This is a genomic window from Chryseobacterium sp. FH1 (assembly GCF_000735135.1).
GTDB lineage: Bacteria > Bacteroidota > Bacteroidia > Flavobacteriales > Weeksellaceae > Epilithonimonas.
This window is the reverse complement of the sequence record NZ_JPLZ01000006.1, coordinates 1215593-1234200: the sequence shown is the minus strand read 5'-3', so window position 1 is coordinate 1234200 and position 18608 is coordinate 1215593. Positions and strand designations below refer to the sequence as shown.

The 18608-nt window shown below is 35.9% G+C and carries 21 protein-coding genes; 7 read left to right on the top strand and 14 right to left on the bottom strand.

Going from position 1 to position 18608, the window contains the following annotated elements; translation table 11 throughout:
- Nucleotides 1-2: 2 nt before the first annotated feature.
- Complete coding sequence (locus tag IO90_RS12500) at nt 3-359, bottom strand: type II toxin-antitoxin system RelE/ParE family toxin (protein WP_228374686.1); 357 nt, start codon at nt 357-359, stop codon at nt 3-5.
- 98 nt (nt 360-457) lie between these two features.
- Between IO90_RS12500 and IO90_RS12495 the strand changes: the two genes are divergently transcribed.
- Nucleotides 458-2311: a CocE/NonD family hydrolase gene (locus IO90_RS12495; RefSeq protein ID WP_034967017.1), complete on the top strand. Its 1854-nt coding sequence runs from the start codon at nt 458-460 to the stop codon at nt 2309-2311.
- A 35-nt stretch (nt 2312-2346) separates the two neighbouring features.
- Here the strand turns inward: IO90_RS12495 and IO90_RS12490 are convergent, their stop codons facing one another.
- Nucleotides 2347-3339 (bottom strand): LLM class flavin-dependent oxidoreductase, encoded by a 993-nt coding sequence (locus IO90_RS12490; RefSeq protein ID WP_034967015.1) that lies wholly within the window; start codon nt 3337-3339, stop codon nt 2347-2349.
- A 152-nt stretch (nt 3340-3491) separates the two neighbouring features.
- Here IO90_RS12490 and aqpZ point away from each other — a divergent pair, with 152 nt between their 5' ends.
- Complete coding sequence (aqpZ, locus tag IO90_RS12485; RefSeq protein WP_034967011.1) at nt 3492-4205, top strand: aquaporin Z; 714 nt, start codon at nt 3492-3494, stop codon at nt 4203-4205.
- A gap of 52 nt (nt 4206-4257) precedes the next feature.
- On the opposite strand, the gene IO90_RS12480 is transcribed toward aqpZ, so the two are convergent.
- The 7 genes from IO90_RS12480 to IO90_RS12450 form a co-directional block, all read right to left on the bottom strand.
- Nucleotides 4258-4806 carry a hypothetical protein gene (locus IO90_RS12480; protein WP_228374685.1) on the bottom strand — a complete coding sequence of 183 codons (549 nt, stop codon included), beginning with the start codon at nt 4804-4806 and terminating at the stop codon, nt 4258-4260.
- 7 nt (nt 4807-4813) lie between these two features.
- Nucleotides 4814-5341, bottom strand: a complete 528-nt coding sequence (locus tag IO90_RS12475; protein ID WP_228374684.1) for a DUF5715 family protein — start codon at nt 5339-5341, stop codon at nt 4814-4816.
- A 132-nt stretch (nt 5342-5473) separates the two neighbouring features.
- A complete protein-coding gene (locus tag IO90_RS12470) occupies nt 5474-6457 on the bottom strand; it encodes an acyltransferase (protein WP_034967004.1) in 984 nt (327 codons plus the stop codon).
- Between the two features lie 20 nt (nt 6458-6477).
- Entirely contained in the window at nt 6478-7242 is a 765-nt protein-coding gene (locus IO90_RS12465) for a UDP-2,3-diacylglucosamine diphosphatase (RefSeq protein ID WP_034967001.1), read from the bottom strand.
- Nucleotides 7243-7255: 13 nt separating this feature from the next.
- Nucleotides 7256-7459 (bottom strand): hypothetical protein, encoded by a 204-nt coding sequence (locus IO90_RS12460; protein ID WP_034966998.1) that lies wholly within the window; start codon nt 7457-7459, stop codon nt 7256-7258.
- Nucleotides 7460-7461: 2 nt separating this feature from the next.
- Complete coding sequence (locus IO90_RS12455; RefSeq protein WP_034966996.1) at nt 7462-8082, bottom strand: DUF3575 domain-containing protein; 621 nt, start codon at nt 8080-8082, stop codon at nt 7462-7464.
- A gap of 2 nt (nt 8083-8084) precedes the next feature.
- On the bottom strand, nt 8085-9254 hold the full coding sequence (locus IO90_RS12450) for a thioredoxin family protein (protein ID WP_034966993.1): 1170 nt from the start codon (nt 9252-9254) through the stop codon (nt 8085-8087).
- Between the two features lie 442 nt (nt 9255-9696).
- Between IO90_RS12450 and IO90_RS12445 the strand changes: the two genes are divergently transcribed.
- The 4 genes from IO90_RS12445 to IO90_RS12430 all read left to right on the top strand — a co-directional run bounded on the left by IO90_RS12445 (nt 9697) and on the right by IO90_RS12430 (nt 13290).
- Nucleotides 9697-10413: a DUF3822 family protein gene (locus IO90_RS12445; protein WP_034966991.1), complete on the top strand. Its 717-nt coding sequence runs from the start codon at nt 9697-9699 to the stop codon at nt 10411-10413.
- A gap of 140 nt (nt 10414-10553) precedes the next feature.
- Entirely contained in the window at nt 10554-11120 is a 567-nt protein-coding gene (locus IO90_RS12440; RefSeq protein WP_034966988.1) for an RsmD family RNA methyltransferase, read from the top strand.
- Between the two features lie 47 nt (nt 11121-11167).
- A complete protein-coding gene (locus IO90_RS12435) occupies nt 11168-11581 on the top strand; it encodes a glucosaminidase domain-containing protein (RefSeq protein WP_228374683.1) in 414 nt (137 codons plus the stop codon).
- A 122-nt stretch (nt 11582-11703) separates the two neighbouring features.
- Nucleotides 11704-13290, top strand: coding sequence for an ABC-F family ATP-binding cassette domain-containing protein (locus IO90_RS12430; protein WP_034969080.1), 1587 nt, complete (start codon nt 11704-11706; stop codon nt 13288-13290).
- A 30-nt stretch (nt 13291-13320) separates the two neighbouring features.
- Here the strand turns inward: IO90_RS12430 and IO90_RS12425 are convergent, their stop codons facing one another.
- Together IO90_RS12425 and IO90_RS12420 are read right to left on the bottom strand one after the other, a co-directional pair.
- Nucleotides 13321-13611, bottom strand: a complete 291-nt coding sequence (locus tag IO90_RS12425; RefSeq protein WP_034966983.1) for a putative quinol monooxygenase — start codon at nt 13609-13611, stop codon at nt 13321-13323.
- Nucleotides 13612-13628: 17 nt separating this feature from the next.
- A complete protein-coding gene (locus tag IO90_RS12420) occupies nt 13629-14249 on the bottom strand; it encodes an NAD(P)H-dependent oxidoreductase (RefSeq protein ID WP_034966980.1) in 621 nt (206 codons plus the stop codon).
- A gap of 182 nt (nt 14250-14431) precedes the next feature.
- On the opposite strand from IO90_RS12420, the gene IO90_RS12415 reads away from it, so the two are divergent.
- A complete protein-coding gene (locus IO90_RS12415; RefSeq protein ID WP_034966977.1) occupies nt 14432-15328 on the top strand; it encodes a LysR family transcriptional regulator in 897 nt (298 codons plus the stop codon).
- A 106-nt stretch (nt 15329-15434) separates the two neighbouring features.
- On the opposite strand, the gene murI is transcribed toward IO90_RS12415, so the two are convergent.
- The 3 genes from murI to IO90_RS12400 all read right to left on the bottom strand — a co-directional run bounded on the left by murI (nt 15435) and on the right by IO90_RS12400 (nt 18605).
- Nucleotides 15435-16265: a glutamate racemase gene (gene murI / locus IO90_RS12410; RefSeq protein WP_034969076.1), complete on the bottom strand. Its 831-nt coding sequence runs from the start codon at nt 16263-16265 to the stop codon at nt 15435-15437.
- Nucleotides 16266-16476: 211 nt separating this feature from the next.
- Nucleotides 16477-17586 carry a radical SAM family heme chaperone HemW gene (hemW, locus tag IO90_RS12405; RefSeq protein WP_228374706.1) on the bottom strand — a complete coding sequence of 370 codons (1110 nt, stop codon included), beginning with the start codon at nt 17584-17586 and terminating at the stop codon, nt 16477-16479.
- An 86-nt stretch (nt 17587-17672) separates the two neighbouring features.
- On the bottom strand, nt 17673-18605 hold the full coding sequence (locus tag IO90_RS12400) for a PorP/SprF family type IX secretion system membrane protein (protein WP_228374682.1): 933 nt from the start codon (nt 18603-18605) through the stop codon (nt 17673-17675).
- Nucleotides 18606-18608: the final 3 nt, after the last annotated feature.

Here is an 18608-nt window from a genome sequence, read left to right as displayed (position 1 = left end):
TTTTATTTTTTTAATTTGTCCCAAATGTCTTTGGCTTTCAAAATATCTTCTTTTTGTGTAGACTTATCTCCTCCAATGAGAAGGATAATAATCTTCCCATCAATTTCCTTGAAATAAATTCTGTATCCTTTTGCGTAGTTTATTTTTAATTCACTAATTCCATTTCCAATAGGTTTACAATCACCAAAGTGTTCTTCATTCTCTAATCTTTGAAGCCGTACTAAAATTTTAGCTTTAGCTTTCAAATCCTTTAGTTTCCGAAACCACTTATCAAATTCTATTGTTTTTTCAATAAAGAACATTTCTTCATATTTGTATTCATTCGGATACAAAATTACAAAAACATTCCAATAATTCAAATTTGTTTTTAGATTCGGAATTATGACTATAAACAATTGTCTAATTAGTAATTCTTAAATCCACCAAAAAACTTAACTTTATTCAAATTTTTATGTCAATGAACAAATTACTTTTTCTGCTCGTTGTTATCACATCCACATTCGGATTTTCGCAAGCAACTTCTGTCCAAGAGAACTTCACCAAAAAAGAAGTTTACATCCCGATGCGTGACGGCACAAAACTATTTACCATCATCTACACGCCAAAAGACATTTCCAAAAGCAACAAATATCCGTTCATTATGAACAGAACGTGTTACAGCATCGCACCTTACGGCGAAACCAATTTCAGAAAAAAACTCAGTCCAAACAAGTTCATTGAGAATGAAAAATACATCTTCGTTTTCCAAGACGTTCGCGGAAGATATATGAGCGAAGGCACTTTCACGAATATGACGCCACAAGTGGACCACAAAACCAAAAAAGATGTGGACGAAAGTACAGACACTTACGACACCGTGGATTGGTTGGTGAAAAATATCCAAAACAACAACGGAAAAGTAGGTCAATACGGAACTTCATATCCTGGATTTTACACCGCAGTTGGAACTTTAGCAAATCATCCAGCTTTGGTAGCCTCTTCTCCACAAGCACCAATCTCAGATTTTTGGTTTGATGATTTTCTTCACAACGGTGCTTTTTTGATGGGCTACTTCAAAACTTTTCCAGTCTTCGGCGTTCAAAAAACCAAAGCTGAAAACGAATCTTGGTTCGCTGACAAAATGATAAAGCCAACTTCCGAAGATGGTTATTTATTTTATCAAAATATGGGAACTTTGAAAGAAGGCGTGGACAAATATTACAAAGATAACTTCTTCATGCAGGAAGTAATGGCGCATCCAAACTACGATGACTATTGGAAAAAACGAAATCTGTTACCTCATCTCAAAAATATCAATCACGCTGTAATGACGGTCGGCGGTTGGTTTGACTCCGAAGATTTGGCAGGTCCACTAAATATTTATAAAACAATTGAGAAAAACAATCCAAAAGCGAAAAACACAATCGTGATGGGACCTTTTTCCCACGGCGCTTGGAATTACGACACAGGAAAACATTTTCACAACGATATTTATTTTGGTGACAGCATCGCAACATTTTATCAAAAAAATATAGAACAACCTTTCTTCCATCATTATTTAAAAGAAAATTCTAAAACTTCCGCAAAACTTCCGGAAGCTTATATGTTCGACACTGGCAAAAAAGAATGGAAACAATTCGAAAACTGGCCACCAAAGCAAGCTGAGAAGAAATCTTTCTATTTAAATGCTTCTGGGAATTTATCAGAAAAGGGCTCCAATCCAAATCTGATGTCGACCTACTTATCAGATCCGAACAAACCTGTTTTGAGCAGTGAGAATCTGAAAGATATGAATGGTTTCACACCGAAAAATTATATGAGCGAAGATCAACGTTTTGCAAGTTACCGACCGGATGTTGTGACTTTCACCACCGATATTCTGGAAAACGATTTGACTTTGGCCGGAGAAATTTTGACTAAGTTGAAAGTGATCACATCATCAACAGATGCAGATTTCATCGTTAAATTAATCGATGTTTATCCTTCAGACGAAAAAGCAAATCCAGACAAACCGGGCGTCATCTTCGCCAACTACCACCAAATGGTAAGAAGCGAAATAATGCCTGCAAGATTCCGCAATAGTTTTGAAAAACCTGAAGCGTTGCAACCGAATAAGGAAACAGCTGTCAATGTGAAATTGCAAGACGTTTTCCATACGTTCAAGAAAGGGCATAAGATTCAGATTCAAGTTCAGAGTACTTGGTTTCCGCTGATGGCGATCAATCCGCAAAAGTTTTTGGACAATCCACGTTTGGCTACAAAAGATGATTATCAAAAGGCTGAAATCAAAATATCTAGTGGTAGCACGATAGAGTTTGATATTTTAAAATAGAAAAAAAGCACAAACTTAGGTTTGTGCTTTTTCAATTATAATGATTTGATGACCTCTGATGCAATCTCGTACGATCTTTGTTTCTTTTCGAAATCATAAATATTTCCTGAAGCTATGATTTCATTTGGTTTATAATCTTTCACAAACTTCGACAGTTTTTCTTTCAATGTTTCTTTATCACCAACAAAAGTTTTCGCTGCCATTCTGTTGAGATGCAGGGCGACGTCATCTCCCATATTGGCAAGATCGGTTTCGTCTGGTGGTAAAAGTGGTTGTCTCTGATCTGTCAAGATATTAACAAAAACCTGAAAATGGGAAGTCGATAAATAATGTGCCTCATCCACAGAATCTGCTGCAATAATATTGATACAAATCATCACATAAGGCTCATCCAAAAACTCGGACGGCTGGAAATGTTCTCTGTAAATTTCCAAAGCGACTTCCAACTGAGATGGCGCAAAATGCGCTGCAAAAGCATAAGGTAATCCCAATTTTGCCGCCAAAAAAGCAGAATCGGTTGAACTTCCCAAGATGTAAAACGGAACATCCGCACCTTCACCAGGAATCGCTCTAACCTTCGCATCTGCATTTTCCTTAGACATATATTTTTGAAGTTCTTTGATGTGGAATTCAAAATTATAATTGGGATTGAAATTATTCCCTCGCAAAGCACTTGCCGTCAATCCATCGGTTCCCGGTGCTCTTCCCAAGCCAAGATCTATTCTACCTGGATACAGTCCGTCCAAAGTCCCAAACTGTTCGGCGACTGACAAAGTGGAATGATTCGGCAACATAATTCCGCCAGAACCAATTCGCAAGGTTTTTGTTTGTCCTGCAACATGACCGATTAAAACTGAAGTTGCCGCGCTGGCCACATTGGGAAAATTATGATGCTCGGAAAACCAATATCTCGTGAAACCAAGTTTCTCAGCGTGTTGCGCAGATAGAACAGATTTTTGAAATGTTTTATTTATATCGTCGCCTTTGACAATAGTCGCAAGGTCTAGAATTGAATATTTGATTGCCATAATATGAAAGTTATACAACTGTTTAATTCAAAAAATAAACCATCCTAAATTCATATTACTAATGAGAAATTTTGTCCGTATTTAAGAAATATTTAACAATTGAATGAAAAAATTATTACATTTGTGACAATAAATAAACAAAAAACATACAAATGGTATCTACAACTTCAAAATTTGTTGCTGAAATGATTGGCACAATGGTTCTCGTATTAATGGGCTGCGGAAGCGCCGTAATTGCTGGTGCAGATGGCACAACCGGCGTTGGACTTTTAGGAATTTCTTTTGCTTTCGGTCTTAGTGTGGTCGCAATGGCTTATGCAATCGGGCATATTTCCGGCTGTCACATCAATCCTGCAATTTCCATCGCAATGGTTGCAGCTGGTAGAATGAAAATGACAGAAGCAGCTTACTATATCGTTGCTCAGATTGTTGGTGCAATCATCGGCGCTGGAATTCTGTACATTATTTTCACGAATCATCCTGGTGGCGAATTGGGACCTTGGGCCTTGGGATCCAATGGCTGGGGAACTGGTTATCTTGCTGAATACAACACTTTGGCGGCTTTTGTAGCTGAGTTTGTTTTTACATTCATCTTTTTGCTGGTAATTCTTGGATCAACTTCTACGAAGAACATTCACGGTGGATTTGCTGGTTTGGCAATTGGACTTTCGTTGGTTCTGATTCATATTGTAGGGATCAAAATCACAGGTGTTTCTGTGAATCCTGCGAGAAGTATCGGTCCTGCAATTTTTGCACAAGGCGCAGCACTTTCTCAAATTTGGCTTTTCATTGTTGCTCCAGTTTTAGGTGGCGTATTTGCATCATTCGTTTATAACTTGTTGATCGAGAAAAAAGAAATCGCTTAAATTAAATTTCATTAATAAAAATCAAAAATCCTGTCAAGATCATTGGCAGGATTTATTTTTTGGCTTTGATATCAAAGGGATTTTTGAAGATGAGTTCTTCTCGTTTTCCTTTTAGTTCAAATTTTTTGAAGAGAAGACTTCGAGCCATATTTCTCATAAATTGATCTTTGTCGCAAAGTTTCCAGTAAGAATCTTGGTGAATAATTTTAGGTTCACGGATTATATAGAAAGTGGTTTCCCAATTATCCTCATCGTGATAAAACTCGATGATGCCACAGTGAGCTGGGATTTCACCATGATCTATCATTCCCATCGGCAAAAGAAAACTGAACGAATTGCAGATGTAATCGCCACAACTGATCTTATCGTGTTTCAGAAATTTCTCTCCTGTTTTTTGATTGGTATATTTTTTCTTGAAATCATTTTTGAAATCTGACTTTGATAATTTAATTTCGATCTCGTGGCTGATACCTTCATTATTAATTGATAAAATATCGGCTTCCCAGTCGGAATGGAAAAAATTGGTGAGGATAATTTCTTTATCAAAATCACAATTCTTATAAATAAATGTGTGAACAAGTTCTTCGATTTTCAACATCATTTCCAACTTAAAAATTACGAACCGTTACGTGATAACAGCTTTGTTGCTTTTCTTTGATATAGAATATTTTTCCTTGATTTTTATAATAGTCCAAAACTTTTTCCAATGCTTTTTCAAGTTTTGTATTGACTTTCAACACGTGGTCAAAACGAACATACGAAATATCGAAAGCCGCACCGTAATTGTGAGAACTAATCCCTAGTGATGCATTGGAATTGACTTTTCTCAATCTGCATTGGTCTTCCAAAGTTCTGGTCACGGACGAAACAACGAAGAAACTTTTGGTGTCTGTTGCAAATTTGGCCGCCATCTTTTCTAATAATGTTCTGGCCTTTTTCACTAAGTATGGTCGGCTGTGTTGCAAGGTCTGCAATCTGTAACCTCGTGATTTTTTTTTGACTTTCTGAAATTTTCCTCTCGCGATATATTTATCAACTGTTTTTTCATTTTCCAAAATATCAACCCCAAAATTCTGAGATGCTAACAAATGAGGTCTGTAAAGAGCGGTTGGTTCTACTTTTAAAACTGTTTTCAAATCATAACATTTCTGAGATTTGAAGAACGAAAAACACAGCAGAAAACTTAAAACTAAAAATTTCATGAATTAAAATATTGAAAGAATAAATTTGTGTTTTTTCAAATATAATTAATTATTATTTAATAAGATTTAAGAAACCAATAGACTACAACCACGAATATCAGAGTGATCAATCCTTCCTAAAACTTGAAAAGAATTATTTTCGCTTCGTCCCAAATCCTGCGTTGCAATGAAAGCACAAGAATGTCTATTTGCTAAATCAATGATATTGATGGCGCCTGTTTTTCCATCTTCAACGTAAGAAAAAGGATCTTCTGTATTTCTGATAAGAATTCGCATCCAATTGGGACTTTTATAAATATTTTCGCCCAAAGAATAAGCTTGGGAAAGCAATTCTGTCATCGAATATTCCGAGTAGATTTTATCTGTTTTAAAACCCTCTTTGAAGATTTTCAACAATTCATCTTTGGTCATTTCTTCTTTTCTGCCTTTCATTCCGCCAGTTTCTATAATAGTTAGAGAGTCTGAGAATTGGAGAGTTTGAGAGTTGGACTCGCAGAAGTCAAGAAAATCTAGGAGGGCAAAAGACACGCCGAAGAGAATGACTTTTTTATCCGTCAAATTTTGAAGTAGATCAAACAGTTCCTGATGGTTGTAAAGGAAATAGCCATTTTCTGGTTTACCTGATTTTTTCATCAGAAAATCAATCATATAAATCAAAGACGAATGTGGATTTTCGGAATAATTGGGAAGTAAACCAAGGAAAATATAATCATCTGGCTTTCCAATGAATTCTTCAAAACTTTCATAGATACTTTTCTCGTACAAGGAAAAATCGGCGATATAATGTTTGGAACGATTCATTTGCGTAGTTCCAGAACTTTGAAAATAATGTTCAGCTCCAGCATTTTTGTCCAAAACCAAATGATTTTTGAACATCTCGATTGGTAGAAAAGGAATGTCATTAATTTGTTTTATTAATGATAAATCAATATTCAAATAATCGACAAACTTTCTGTAGATTTCTACATTTTCATATTGATAACGAAAAGTTTCCAAACACGCGGTCTGGAAATCGGATTCTGTTTTTATGGTAAAAATATTCTGCTTCATTATTCAAATCAATTTTGAAACTAACCTTCGAAAGTCTTTACCTCAAACTTTTCTCCATCAAAAACACCGTAGGTGAAATAAACAATCCAGTCACCAAGATTGATGTAATTTGACATATTTCCCAAGTCAAAAATAAGAGGCAAATGACGGTGTCCAAAAACGAAATAATCTATCTTTTCTGTCTTGAGTTTTTCTTTGGAATAGAGAATTAGGAATTCTCTGTCTTCACCTAGAAATTCTTTGTCTTCATCTCCCGAAATCATTTTATTTTTTTGAGACATGTAGTTCGCAATTCTCATTGCAATGTCAGGATGCAACCATCTGAAAGCCCATTGTGCAAGCGGATTTGTAAAAACTTTCTTCATCCTTTTGAAACCTTTATCACCTGGTCCGAGACCATCTCCGTGAGCTAAAAGAAATTTTTTATGCGAAATTTCATAATATCTTTTCTCAAAATAGACGGGAATTCCGAGTTCTTCTTGGAAGTAATCTTTCATCCAAAGATCGTGATTGCCCACAAAAAAATAGATATCAATTCCGGAATCTTTCAGTTCTGCAATTTTCCCCAAAACTCGGATGTAACCTTTCGGAACTACGTATTTCCATTCGTGCCAAAAATCGAAAAGATCACCCATCAAAAAGAGAACTTGTGCGTCTGACTTGATGGAATCCAGCCAACGGATAAATTTCTCTTCACGGATTCTGCTTTCTTTCAAATTTGGAGCTCCAAAGTGCTGATCGGAAGCGAAGTATATTTTTTTATTTGGATCGAGATTAATCTTCATAATAGATTTTCAATTAATCAAAATTGTCGCGTTCGTTGTTTCGACCTCTTTTGTGATAAATCCACATGCCAACGCCAAGACCTATCACCGCAGCAGAAGCGGTTAGCAAAGCTCGAGATAGTTTGTCCGGAGCATCATTTCCGACATAATTCATCAGAAAAATGATAGCGAATGTGATAATTCCAATCAGAATATATTTTGGATTCTTCAAATTCATAATTAAAGTTTATATGATAACATGAGCCCACCTTTGTAAGGTAACCACTCTCCACTTCTATTCAATTCTCTACCCATCGAATCGCTTCCTGCATCGTAACGATCGCCACTTAGCTTATCATAGCCTTTGTAAAAACTCTGCATTGTTCCAAATCCAATGTAAAAATCCAAATTCAATCTGTCAGTACATTTGAATTGATATCCAGCCATTGCGCCCAAAATCAAAGAATATCCCTTTTGATATAGGTTTGAATTGATATATGGTGTGGCTTCCCCGTTTTTGTGAACGTAATAATTATCATTCCAGTAACCATATTTTTGGATATTGAAACCAGCACCAGAAACATCTACACCAACATAAAATTTTCTGAACGCTTCACTAAAATAATATCTAGCGTTAAATCCTAGCATATAAACCTGTGCATGTTTTCCTGCAAAAGATTTCCAAGGTGAAATAAAAACATCCGCCTGACCAGTGATGTGATCTGTAAAACCCTGCTCCACACCAACATTCAACATTCCCACTGGAAGGAATAAAGCGTTGGCTTTGATGTAAGTTTCATTTTTTTGTGAAAAACAAAAGATGGATAAGCAGAGGAAACTTAATGATATTAAATTTCTCATACTTACTTTTTGTTCAGGATTTCGTTCATCTTAGTGGCATCTTTGTTTTCTTCTTTTGCAAAGTTTGCGGCCATTCCTGCGAACATTTTTGCTTCATCTCTCTTCCCCAATTTGTCATACAACTTAGCCAAAATACTGGTCGAATCATAATTTTCCTGAGACATCACTACTTTTTCTGCCCATCTTGCAGCGGTTTGAAGAGATGTAGGATTTGCCACATTCTCTACAAAAACACTTGCTGAAGCCAATAATTCTGAACCATTGAACTCGTCTGGATTTTTGTAATATTCCAAAGCAGTTTTCTCGTAAGCAGGATAATTCTCGTGAGCGATGTAGTAGTTGAGCTTATAAATATTCAGACTTTTCTCAAGTTCATCCTTTGATAGCAGTCCCTCTCCTTCTTTCAGTACTTTCGCATCGTCGATTGTTTTGGTTTTATCGTTGGTTGCGGATGTCACAATTTTCATCAATCTTAAATAATTATCAAACTGAGTATAATTCTTCTCAGTTAATAATTCCACTATTGCTGACTTATTTTGTTGGAATATTTTGTAGTTGGCATCATCTACAGATTGTGTAAAGTTCAAAAGTGCATTGATTTCTTCGCCTGTGAAAGCTTTGTCTTTTTTGTTTGCAAAATATTTTTCAGAAGCTTGTTTTGCCAATATTGGATCTTTCCCTGAATACAGGCTTACGAAATTTAACAAAGCTGGCTGGTCCAATTTTCCTTTCAAAAATTCATCTTTCAAATTGCTGTTTACCAATTCTGGTTTGTTATTTTTTGTGCCTAAGGCATAGAAATCAGCCGTATTCAAATAACCCAATTCTTTGCCCACAACTTCGCCTTCTCCGTTCAGGAATAATAAAGTTGGATAACTCCTAATACCATATTTTGCCGCAAGCTCTTTACCCTCTCCTTTCTCCATGTCAAAATGGGCGTTGATGAAATTTTTGTTGTAATAATCTGCTACCTTTGCATCTGTGAAAACGTTGCGCTCCATCAGTTTACACGGCCCGCACCAAGCCGCATAAGCATCAAGAAAGATTAGTTTTTTTTCGGTTTTGGCTTTTGCAAGAAGAGTTGCGAAATCGGAATCTTCGAACTTGATATTTTGTTGCGAGAATCCAAGCTGAAAAGCAAATATTAAAAAGAAAAATGATATTTTTTGCATTCTGAGAATAAATCGAATTATCTTGCGAAGATAACCAATTCTGTAAGAATGGACAGAGTTTGAAATCCTAAAATTTTAATTTTTTAACTTTGCAAATCACAAGGGAGACTTTGAGAAAGATTAAGATGATAGACGTATAGATAATAGACTTACAAATATTTGTTTTAAAACACTTAGTTTGTCATTCCGTAGGAATCTCAACAATTTAGATTGACTACGTCGAACCACGTCGTTAGGTTTCCTACGGAATGACAAAAGTGGAAGTTATGTGAAAAGCTTCAACTTTGCGAAGCGCAGCCCGACTTGAACGGACTCTTCGAGAATCTCAGAGTGACAGATTGGGAGTGGAAGGCGGAAAAGCTGCCACAAAAATTATTGGTAAATAGCTTTCGACATCAAGTCAAATAGCTGCCCAAAAAATTAATTTTATTGACTTTAAAATATGAGGAAATTATCCTTGCTTTTTACGAAAGATGGCTTGCAATGGCAGATTTCTAAATCCAAAAAGGTTTTGGAAGAGAAAATCTGGCTGAAGGATGAGGAAACGCCGGCCAATCTGGTGACGGAAAAACTGGATGAAGTTTTGGCTTCGGAAAAGTTTTCTGAAATCTCTGTGGTCTCGGCCATCAACCATTTTTCTGTGGTGGAAGAAGGTTTTGACCAGCACGATTTGGGCTATGACCTGATTGCTTACAATGCGGACGTGAAAAAGGATTCTGAGGAACTGATGTTGTCTGTTAACAAGAAATTTGGCGTTCAGTTTTATTATAGTTTTCCGAAGGATTATTATCAGAAAATCAAGGCGTTGGAAGTTCCGGTTCATTTTAATTTTTCTGGTGAGAAATTTCTGAATTCTTTGAACGTGAAAAATCGAAAGGAAATTCACGTGAATCTGTATCATCAGCAGGCGGAATTTTTTGCCATCGAGAATAAAAAAGTGGTGCTTTATAATAATCTGGATGCAACTTCGGAGGTTGATTTTCTATATTTTATAATGTTTACTTTGAGTAAAATTGATTTTGGAATTACGGAAACTTACTTCTACATCTACGGAGAAACCACGGAAAATGAAACCTTTATCTCTGAAATGCAGAAATTTGTTCCGAATCTGAAAATAGTTTTCGATAACCTACACAAGAAAAATTTCGTTTTGAGTTAAAGACTTTTTATTGTTTAAATCTCTCGCAGACAATGCAAATTTTGCAGATTTAATGAAAAAATCTGTTGAATCTGTGAAATCAGCGAGAAAATAATTTCAACTCTAAGAAATTAGAGAATATCATTTATCAACTATCAATTATGTATCGAATCATATCCGGAAAATGGAAAGCGAAGAAAATCTCGGCTCCAAAAAACTTTGAAGTAAGACCAACCACAGACTTTGCAAAGGAAGCGCTGTTCAGCATTTTGGAGCATCGTTTTGACTTGGAATTCTGCTCCGTTTTGGACCTTTTTGCGGGAATTGGTTCCATCACTTTGGAATTTGCTTCCAGAGATTGCCAAGATATCACTTCCATCGAATTGAATCCTAAACACGCCGGTTTCATCAATTCTACCGCGCAGGAATTGGGAATGGGATTGCAAGTGAATACGCAACGTTTTGACGTTTTCGATTGGTTGAAAAGAAAGAAAAATCACGAGAAAAAATACGATATCATCTTCGCTGATGCGCCTTTCGAAACAGACGAAAAAAAATATAATGAACTGATTGATTTGATCTTGTCTAATGAGTTGTTGAAACCAAACGGACTTTTCATTTTGGAACATCAAAGCAGACAAAAATATCCGCATCCGAACTTGAAAGACAGCAGAAAATATGGGAATATCAACTTCTCTTTCTTCGAGGCTCAACCAGTTTCTGAATAAAATTTGAAGTGAATATGAGGAATTTCAATATCAAATTTTTGAGCTTAATGATTTTATTTTTCAGCTTAAAAATCTCTGCACAGAATTCTTACATCAACCAACACAAACCGCTTGCGACGGAGCTTTCCAAGGAATTTGGGATTCCGTCGGCCATTATTCTTTCTATCGCTTACGTCGAAACTGGTGGTGGAAACAGCAGACACGCTCAGACTTTGAACAATCATTTTGGGATGGTCGGGAAAAATACGGTCAACGGTTCCAAATTCAAAAGTTTTGAAAGTTCCAAGGAATCTTTCCGTGCGTTTTGCGAGATGATTTCCCGAAAAAAGTACTATCAAAAAATGAAAGGAAATCTGGATTATTCTGAATGGCTGAATGCGATTGCTTCTGCCGGATACGCAGGAAAACCAGCGGAATGGAAGCAGAAAATCAACACGGTGATTAAGAAATTCGGACTTTAAAAATAATTTCTAACTTTGCACAAATAATTATTCTCAAGATTAAAATGTAAAATTTAATTTCTTTTCAGACAATCTTCCGCAGGCAACCTTGTCTGCTATTGTTCAATTCTAAAAAAGAAATTATGTTTATCTTACAGGATTTATCCTATCAACATCCCAACAAAGATGTTCTTTTTTCGAACATCAATCTCACACTTCATTCACAGGAAAAATTAGCTTTAATCGGAAATAACGGTTCCGGAAAATCGACTTTGCTTAAAATAATTGCCGGACAATTACAACAGAAAACTGGATTCGTAAAATCGGATTCCAATGTTTATTACGTTCCTCAAATCTCCGGTCAGTTCAATCATTTGAGTATTTCGGAAACTTTGGGAATCGATAAAAAACTAAAGGCTTTAAAGGAAATTTTGGAAGGTTCTGTCACCGAAGAAAATATGGAAATTCTGGGCGACGATTGGACCATTGAGGAAAGAATCAAAGAAGCTTTTGAATATTGGAATCTTCCCGATTTTGATTTAAATCTGAAATTGGAAAGCCTAAGTGGCGGACAAAAAACCAAATTGTTTCTCGCCGGAATGATGATTCATCAGCCAGATTTGATTTTGATGGATGAACCCACGAATCATCTGGATTTTATGAACAGAAAACTACTTTACGGTGTCATCCAATTAACTTCAAAAAGTCTGCTGATTGTGAGCCACGACAGAGTTTTGCTCAATCTTTTGGACAAAACTTGTGAACTTACGAAAAATGGAATTTCGGTTTATGGTGGCAATTATGATTTCTATTCTGAACAGAAAAAAATCGAAATAAACGCACTCGAGCAAAACATTCAAAATCGAGAAAAAGAACTGAAAAAAGCCAAAGAAAAAGAGCGCGAAACAATTGAAAGACAAAACAAACTGGACGCTCGCGGAAAAGGAAAACAGGAAAAATCCGGCGTTTCCAGAATTATGATGAACACGCTTCGCAACAAAGCTGAAAACAGCACTTCAAAGTTGAAATCGATTCATCAAGATAAAATCGAAAACATTAGGGGAAACCTTCACGACCTTAAGGGAAACCTTTCTGGCATTGATAAAATGAAAATTAACTTTGATAATTCTCAGCTTCACAACGGAAAAATTATGGCGGAAGCAGAGGAAATTAATTTCACTTATCAGAAAGAAAATCTTTGGAAAAACAATCTTGATTTTCAAATCATTAGCGGAGAAAGAATTGCGATAAAAGGCGACAATGGTTCCGGAAAAACGACTTTGATAAAGATGATTTTGGGCGAAATAAAGCCAACTTTTGGAAATCTTTATTTAGCCGAAAAGAAAACTGTTTACATCGACCAGGAATATTCTTTGATTGAAAATGAACTTTCGGCGGAGGAGCAAGCGCAGAAATTTAACTTAAGAAACCTTGAAGAACACGAGGTCAAAACAATTTTAGCTCGTTTTCTTTTTTTCAAAAATGATTGGGACAAAAAGTGTGAATTCCTCAGCGGTGGCGAAAAACTGAAGCTTCTACTCTGCTGTCTTTCCATTCAAAATCTTTCTCCAGATATGATAATTTTGGATGAGCCGACGAACAATCTGGATATTCAGAATATCGAGATTCTGACATCAGCAATCAACGATTACCAAGGAACTTTGATTGTAGTTTCTCACGATAATCAGTTTTTGGAAGATGTTAATATTGATAAAATTATCAATCTATAAAAAACGCCTCGAAATTACTCGAGGCGTTTTTCAATAAACTAATTTTGCAAGATAAATCTCCGCAGGTTCTTCTAATAATTCAGGCGCTTTTTCTACAAATTCTTTGATGTAAGATTGTTGGTTGTGCGCATCCAAACCTTCTTTGCTTTTCCAAATCTCGTGAAATATGAAAACCGCTTCGTCTTCCAAACCTTGCTGTAATTCGTACTTTTCGCACGCTTCTTCTTGTCTGGTATTCAAAACCATATTATCCAAAATCGATTTTAATTCCTGAATTTTATCTGTTTTCGATTTTAAAATCGCTGTTAAGTAGATTGACATTTTTGATTATATTTAATTTAATTCAACACTTTTAGATTCTCAGTTTCCAAAGTATTTTTGAGATAATTCTTGTACTCAACTTCGTAATTATCAATTCGTTCCTGAGTCGCCGATTTTTCCATATCGTGGAAATGGAAACTTCCCAAATGCTTCATTCCGGTGAACGCATTCATTTTGTGAAAACCGAATAAAATGCCTTCATCCACCGAATGTTGGTTGAAAAATTCGCCTTCCAAAGTGAAAGCCGTTTCTGGTGCATTCCAGCTTGTGGTGACGAAATAATGTTTGCCGTGCATCAATCCGCCAGTTCCGTAATTGATGGCGGGATTCACTCTGGAACGGCCGTCGCTTTTGTAAATGCCGTTGTTGTGACCAGCCGTAAAAACTTCGTCGATATAAAATTTCAAACGATTCGGAACCTGAAACCACCAAACCGGAAAATGATAAACAACAATATCAGCCCATTTGAAATTCTCGGCTTCTTGAGTTGCGTCGAAATCATCATTGACGTTTGTAATTCTGATTTCAAAATTCTTGTTTTCAAGAACTTCTTTTGTCCAGTTGGTAATGGTTTTGTTGAAGCTTCCGCCAGAATGCGCAAAGGTTTGTCCGCCGTTGATTACAAATATATTTTTCATTAATTGATTATTTAAATTATTGATAGTGCAAATTTCCGATAGAAAAATGAATTATAAAAATAATTTAAATCATACATTTGCATTATAATTATGATGATAAATTGCTTTTAGCGATTAGCTGTTGGCAGTTGGCTTAAAATCACGTGTCAAGCTCTTAATTAAAATAACATAAAGTATTCACAATGATAAATCTAGAATGGCTCAGAACTTTTAAAAGTGTTTACGAAACCCAATCTTTCACGAAAGCGGCGAAGGAATTGTACATTTCACAGCCAGGCGTAAGTCTGCACATCGGTTCACTGGAAGCTTACGTTGGTTATACGTTGTTCGAAAGAATTTCAAAAAAATTGATTCCGACAGAGAAAGCGAAAATCCTTTACAACTTCACGCTGGAACCACTTTTGAAACTGGAAACTGCTGAACAAACTTTCCATAAAACGACAAAAACGGAACGTTCAACCGTAAGCATCGGAATGTGTTTTGAGACCTTTCAATTCACTTTGGAAAAGCATATTCCTAACTTTGATTTTAACGTGATTATTCGTTTTGGTTTATATGAACAGATGTTTTCGGATTTGGACAATGGCTTGTTGGATTTGATAATTACGCCACGAAAAGCTAATTTGAAAAACTTGAATTTCGATTCATTCTCGAAAGAAAAAATTGTTTTGATTAATGGAACCGGAACCGATAATTCAGAATTCAAAAATCTGATTGAGAAAAATAAAATCGAAGAAGCAGAAGCTTGGTTGAAACATCAAATCTGGTACAGCACCGCGGCGGATATGGAACATTTGAACAACTTTTGGAAAGCCAATTTTAATCGTCATCCCGACTTCAAACCAAATTACATCGTTCCGAATATATGTTCGATTGTCCGCTGTTTAAGTGGGAATTCTGGATTCTCAATCGTTCCCGATTTTCTCTGTAAAAAAGAGATTGCCAGTGGCGGAATCGAAATTGCGTGGGAAGGAAATAATAAAATTGAAAACACACTCTATTTTGGCGAGCGCGTGAAAAACAACGTTCAAAATGAGATTGATAGAATCAAAGAGATATTCCGAAATGAGAATTTTTAATTTTCAAACCACAAAAGGCTTCGACTCCGCTCAGCCTGACAATGTCAAACAATTATGATTTGCGGTGTCATCCTGAGCGGAGTCGAAGGATTATTTATATATACTATTACAGAACAATATGTTCCAAATCAATCGATTTTCCGAAGAATTTTTTTGATATTTTTTCGAAATTTTTGGTAATATCGGATAAGAAAAATTGATACGTTGGCTTGTGATTTTCTTCGTTGAGAAGATTATGCTTGTCCAAAATCATCTTCAATTGGTTTGCGACGATATTTGGCGAATCGATGACGCGAACGCGGTTTCCGTAGTATTGTTTGATTTCGTCTATCAAAAGTGGATAATGAGTACAGCCGAGAATCAAAGTTTCAATATTTTTTAATTTACTATTACTCAAATAATTATAAATAATCGAATGTGTAATTGGATGATTTTTAAAACCTTCTTCAATCGCAGGAACGAGAAGTGGCGTTGCCAACTCATCAACTTTGATGAACTTGTTATGTTTGCGGATTGATTTTTTGTAAAGTCCTGAATTCACCGTTGCTTTGGTTGCAATGACGCCAACGTTGTTGTGAATCTCGTACGACACTTTTTCTGCCACAGGATTAATCACATCAATCACCGGAACTTTCTCCTCCACCAAATCCTGAACTTCTTTCAAAGCATTTGCTGTCGCAGAATTACACGCAATGACGATGGCTTTGCAGTTCTTCTCCAATAGAAACTGCGTGATTTTGGTTGAATATCCGACAATCGCCTCACGGGATTTCTCGCCGTAAGGAAGATGTTTTGTGTCGCCAAAATAAATTAAATCTTCGTTTGGCAACAGTCGCTTGATTTCCTTTGCAACCGTCAAACCACCAACGCCGGAATCAAAAATTCCGATGGGCTGATTGGCTGAAAGATGGGTGTAGTCGGCTTTTTTCTTTTTCAAGAGTTTTAATGTATGAAATTTGAACACAACGTTCACAAAGTTTTTATTGACCTTTATTGAAAATATTTTAAGTTCACAAAGGCGTAAAACTTAGCAAAGATTTAGCTTGACAAAAATAGGAATTTTATTAGAAATTTTTGTCATTTTAAAAGAATCTCAAAGTTTAGATTCCTACGGAATGACAAAATGATGTTTTGACTTGAAAATAAATTTAAACCATAAACAAATCGCTCGCAATTCCATCTGCCAAAAACCAGTGTTTTTCGGGAATTAAAAGATGATTATCTTCAATTTTCAGAATTCCTGATTCTAATTTTGGATTGATTTCTTTGTGAAGATAATCGATTATTTCTGAGGAAAAATTTTGATTGATTTTATTTAAATCTACGCCCCAAATTGTCCTTAAACCAATCATCATCATCTCGTTGAAACGGTCTTTCTCGGATAGAATTTCGGTTTCTTTTGGGATGATATTTTGATTGATATTCTTGATATAAAGTAGATTGTTGGCTATATTCCAGCTTCTTTCGAGATTTCCGTTGTAAGAATGTGCTGATGGACCAATTCCTAAATAAGGCTCAGATTTCCAATAAGCAGAATTATGTTTGGAATGAAATCCAGGCTTTCCGAAATTCGAAATTTCGTAATGATCAAAGCCACTATCTTTCAGAAAATCAGACATATAATAGAATTCCTGATTTTGTTCGGATTCCTCAGGCGAACTGACTTTTCCATTTTCAATCCATTTTTCCAAAGCTGTTTTTGGTTCGACAGTTAATGCGTAAGAAGAAACGTGTGGAACTTGTAACTCGATGGTTTTGTTGAGATTGTCTTTCCAGATTTCGAGGTTTGAAGTTGGCGAACCATAAATCAAGTCGATGCTGATGTTTTCTAATCCACAATCTTGAGCGCGCTTGATGGAACTTTCTGCTTCGGAAGCGTTGTGAGCACGATTCATCAACTTCAAATCTTCATCGAAAAAACTTTGAGTTCCAATCGATAATCGATTAATTTCTGTTTGGGATAATTCTTTCAGGAAATTCTTATTGAGGTCGTCTGGATTGGATTCCAAAGTGATTTCAATATTCTCATCAAAACTGAAATATTTTTGAAATTCGTCAATCAGAGATTTGATTTCGTCAACATTCAGAACTGAAGGCGTTCCTCCACCGAAATAAAGTGATTTGATGGTTTTATTTTCGAGCTCTTGATGTCTTAGTCCAATTTCTTTTTTGATGGCCAAAAGCATTTCATCTTTCAAACTAAACGAAGTCGAAAAATGAAAATTACAGTAACTGCATTTTTGCTTGCAGAAAGGAATATGAAGGTAAATCAAAATAATTATAAATGATAAAAGAAAATTGATGAATGATAATCATTTATAAATTATCAATTATCAGCCATAAATTATCTGTATCGGTAACCTCGCGCATTGATGAAATTCTCGATGTTGAAACCGATGGTCAACATAAAACTATTACCAAAATTTTCCGTCAACTCTGAAACGCCAAAGTTGTAAACTCCACCAAATGTGAAGTTTCCTACTCGACCTTTGATGATTGGCGACATCCCAAGATTCTGGCTTCCGACAGCGCTTTTAGCACTTCGGAAACTGATTCCAGCTGAGATATTACTTTTCTCGCCGAAAGCTGTTGCCATTAAATTATAATCAAATATTCTTGAAGAATTGGTATTAAGATTCATCATCAATGATGGCGTCAGAAAAATCCCATCTGTAAAATGCCAATCGTAGCCTGCGTTCAGATAAAATTTTGTCGGAGAAGGCTCTATTCCATTGACAATTGGAAGATCGTTGCTGATCGGAATATCCATTACAGATAAACCAGCAAAGAAATGTTTGAACTTCACCGCAGTTCCCAAATTGGCGTAAGCGATGAAAATATCGTTTGTATTCTCGCCTAAAACCTGATCACCTTGCTGTTGTGCGTTGATCTTGGTATAGTCGATATTCATATTATAAAGATTGGTCCCAACCCCGAAAGAGAATTGATCCTGACGATCTTCTTCATCACTCAAAGGGATGAAATATGAAGCGCCCAACATCACTCCATTTGAGGAAATAGGCCCGTTCTGATCTCTGAAAAATGAAACTCCGGCTCCAACTCTATCAAAAACGTTGGCGTGCAAACCGATGGATTGAACGTTTGGAGATTCGCTGAGTTGTGAGAATTGCTTTTGATAATTGAGGTTCAAAACGACATCATCTGTCTTTCCCAACAATGCAGGATTGAATAAAAAATCGCCGTCAACAAGATATTGCTGATAAAAAGGCAAAGTTTCCTGAGCTTTTAGCTCCATCGAAAAAACTGCAATCAGCACTAA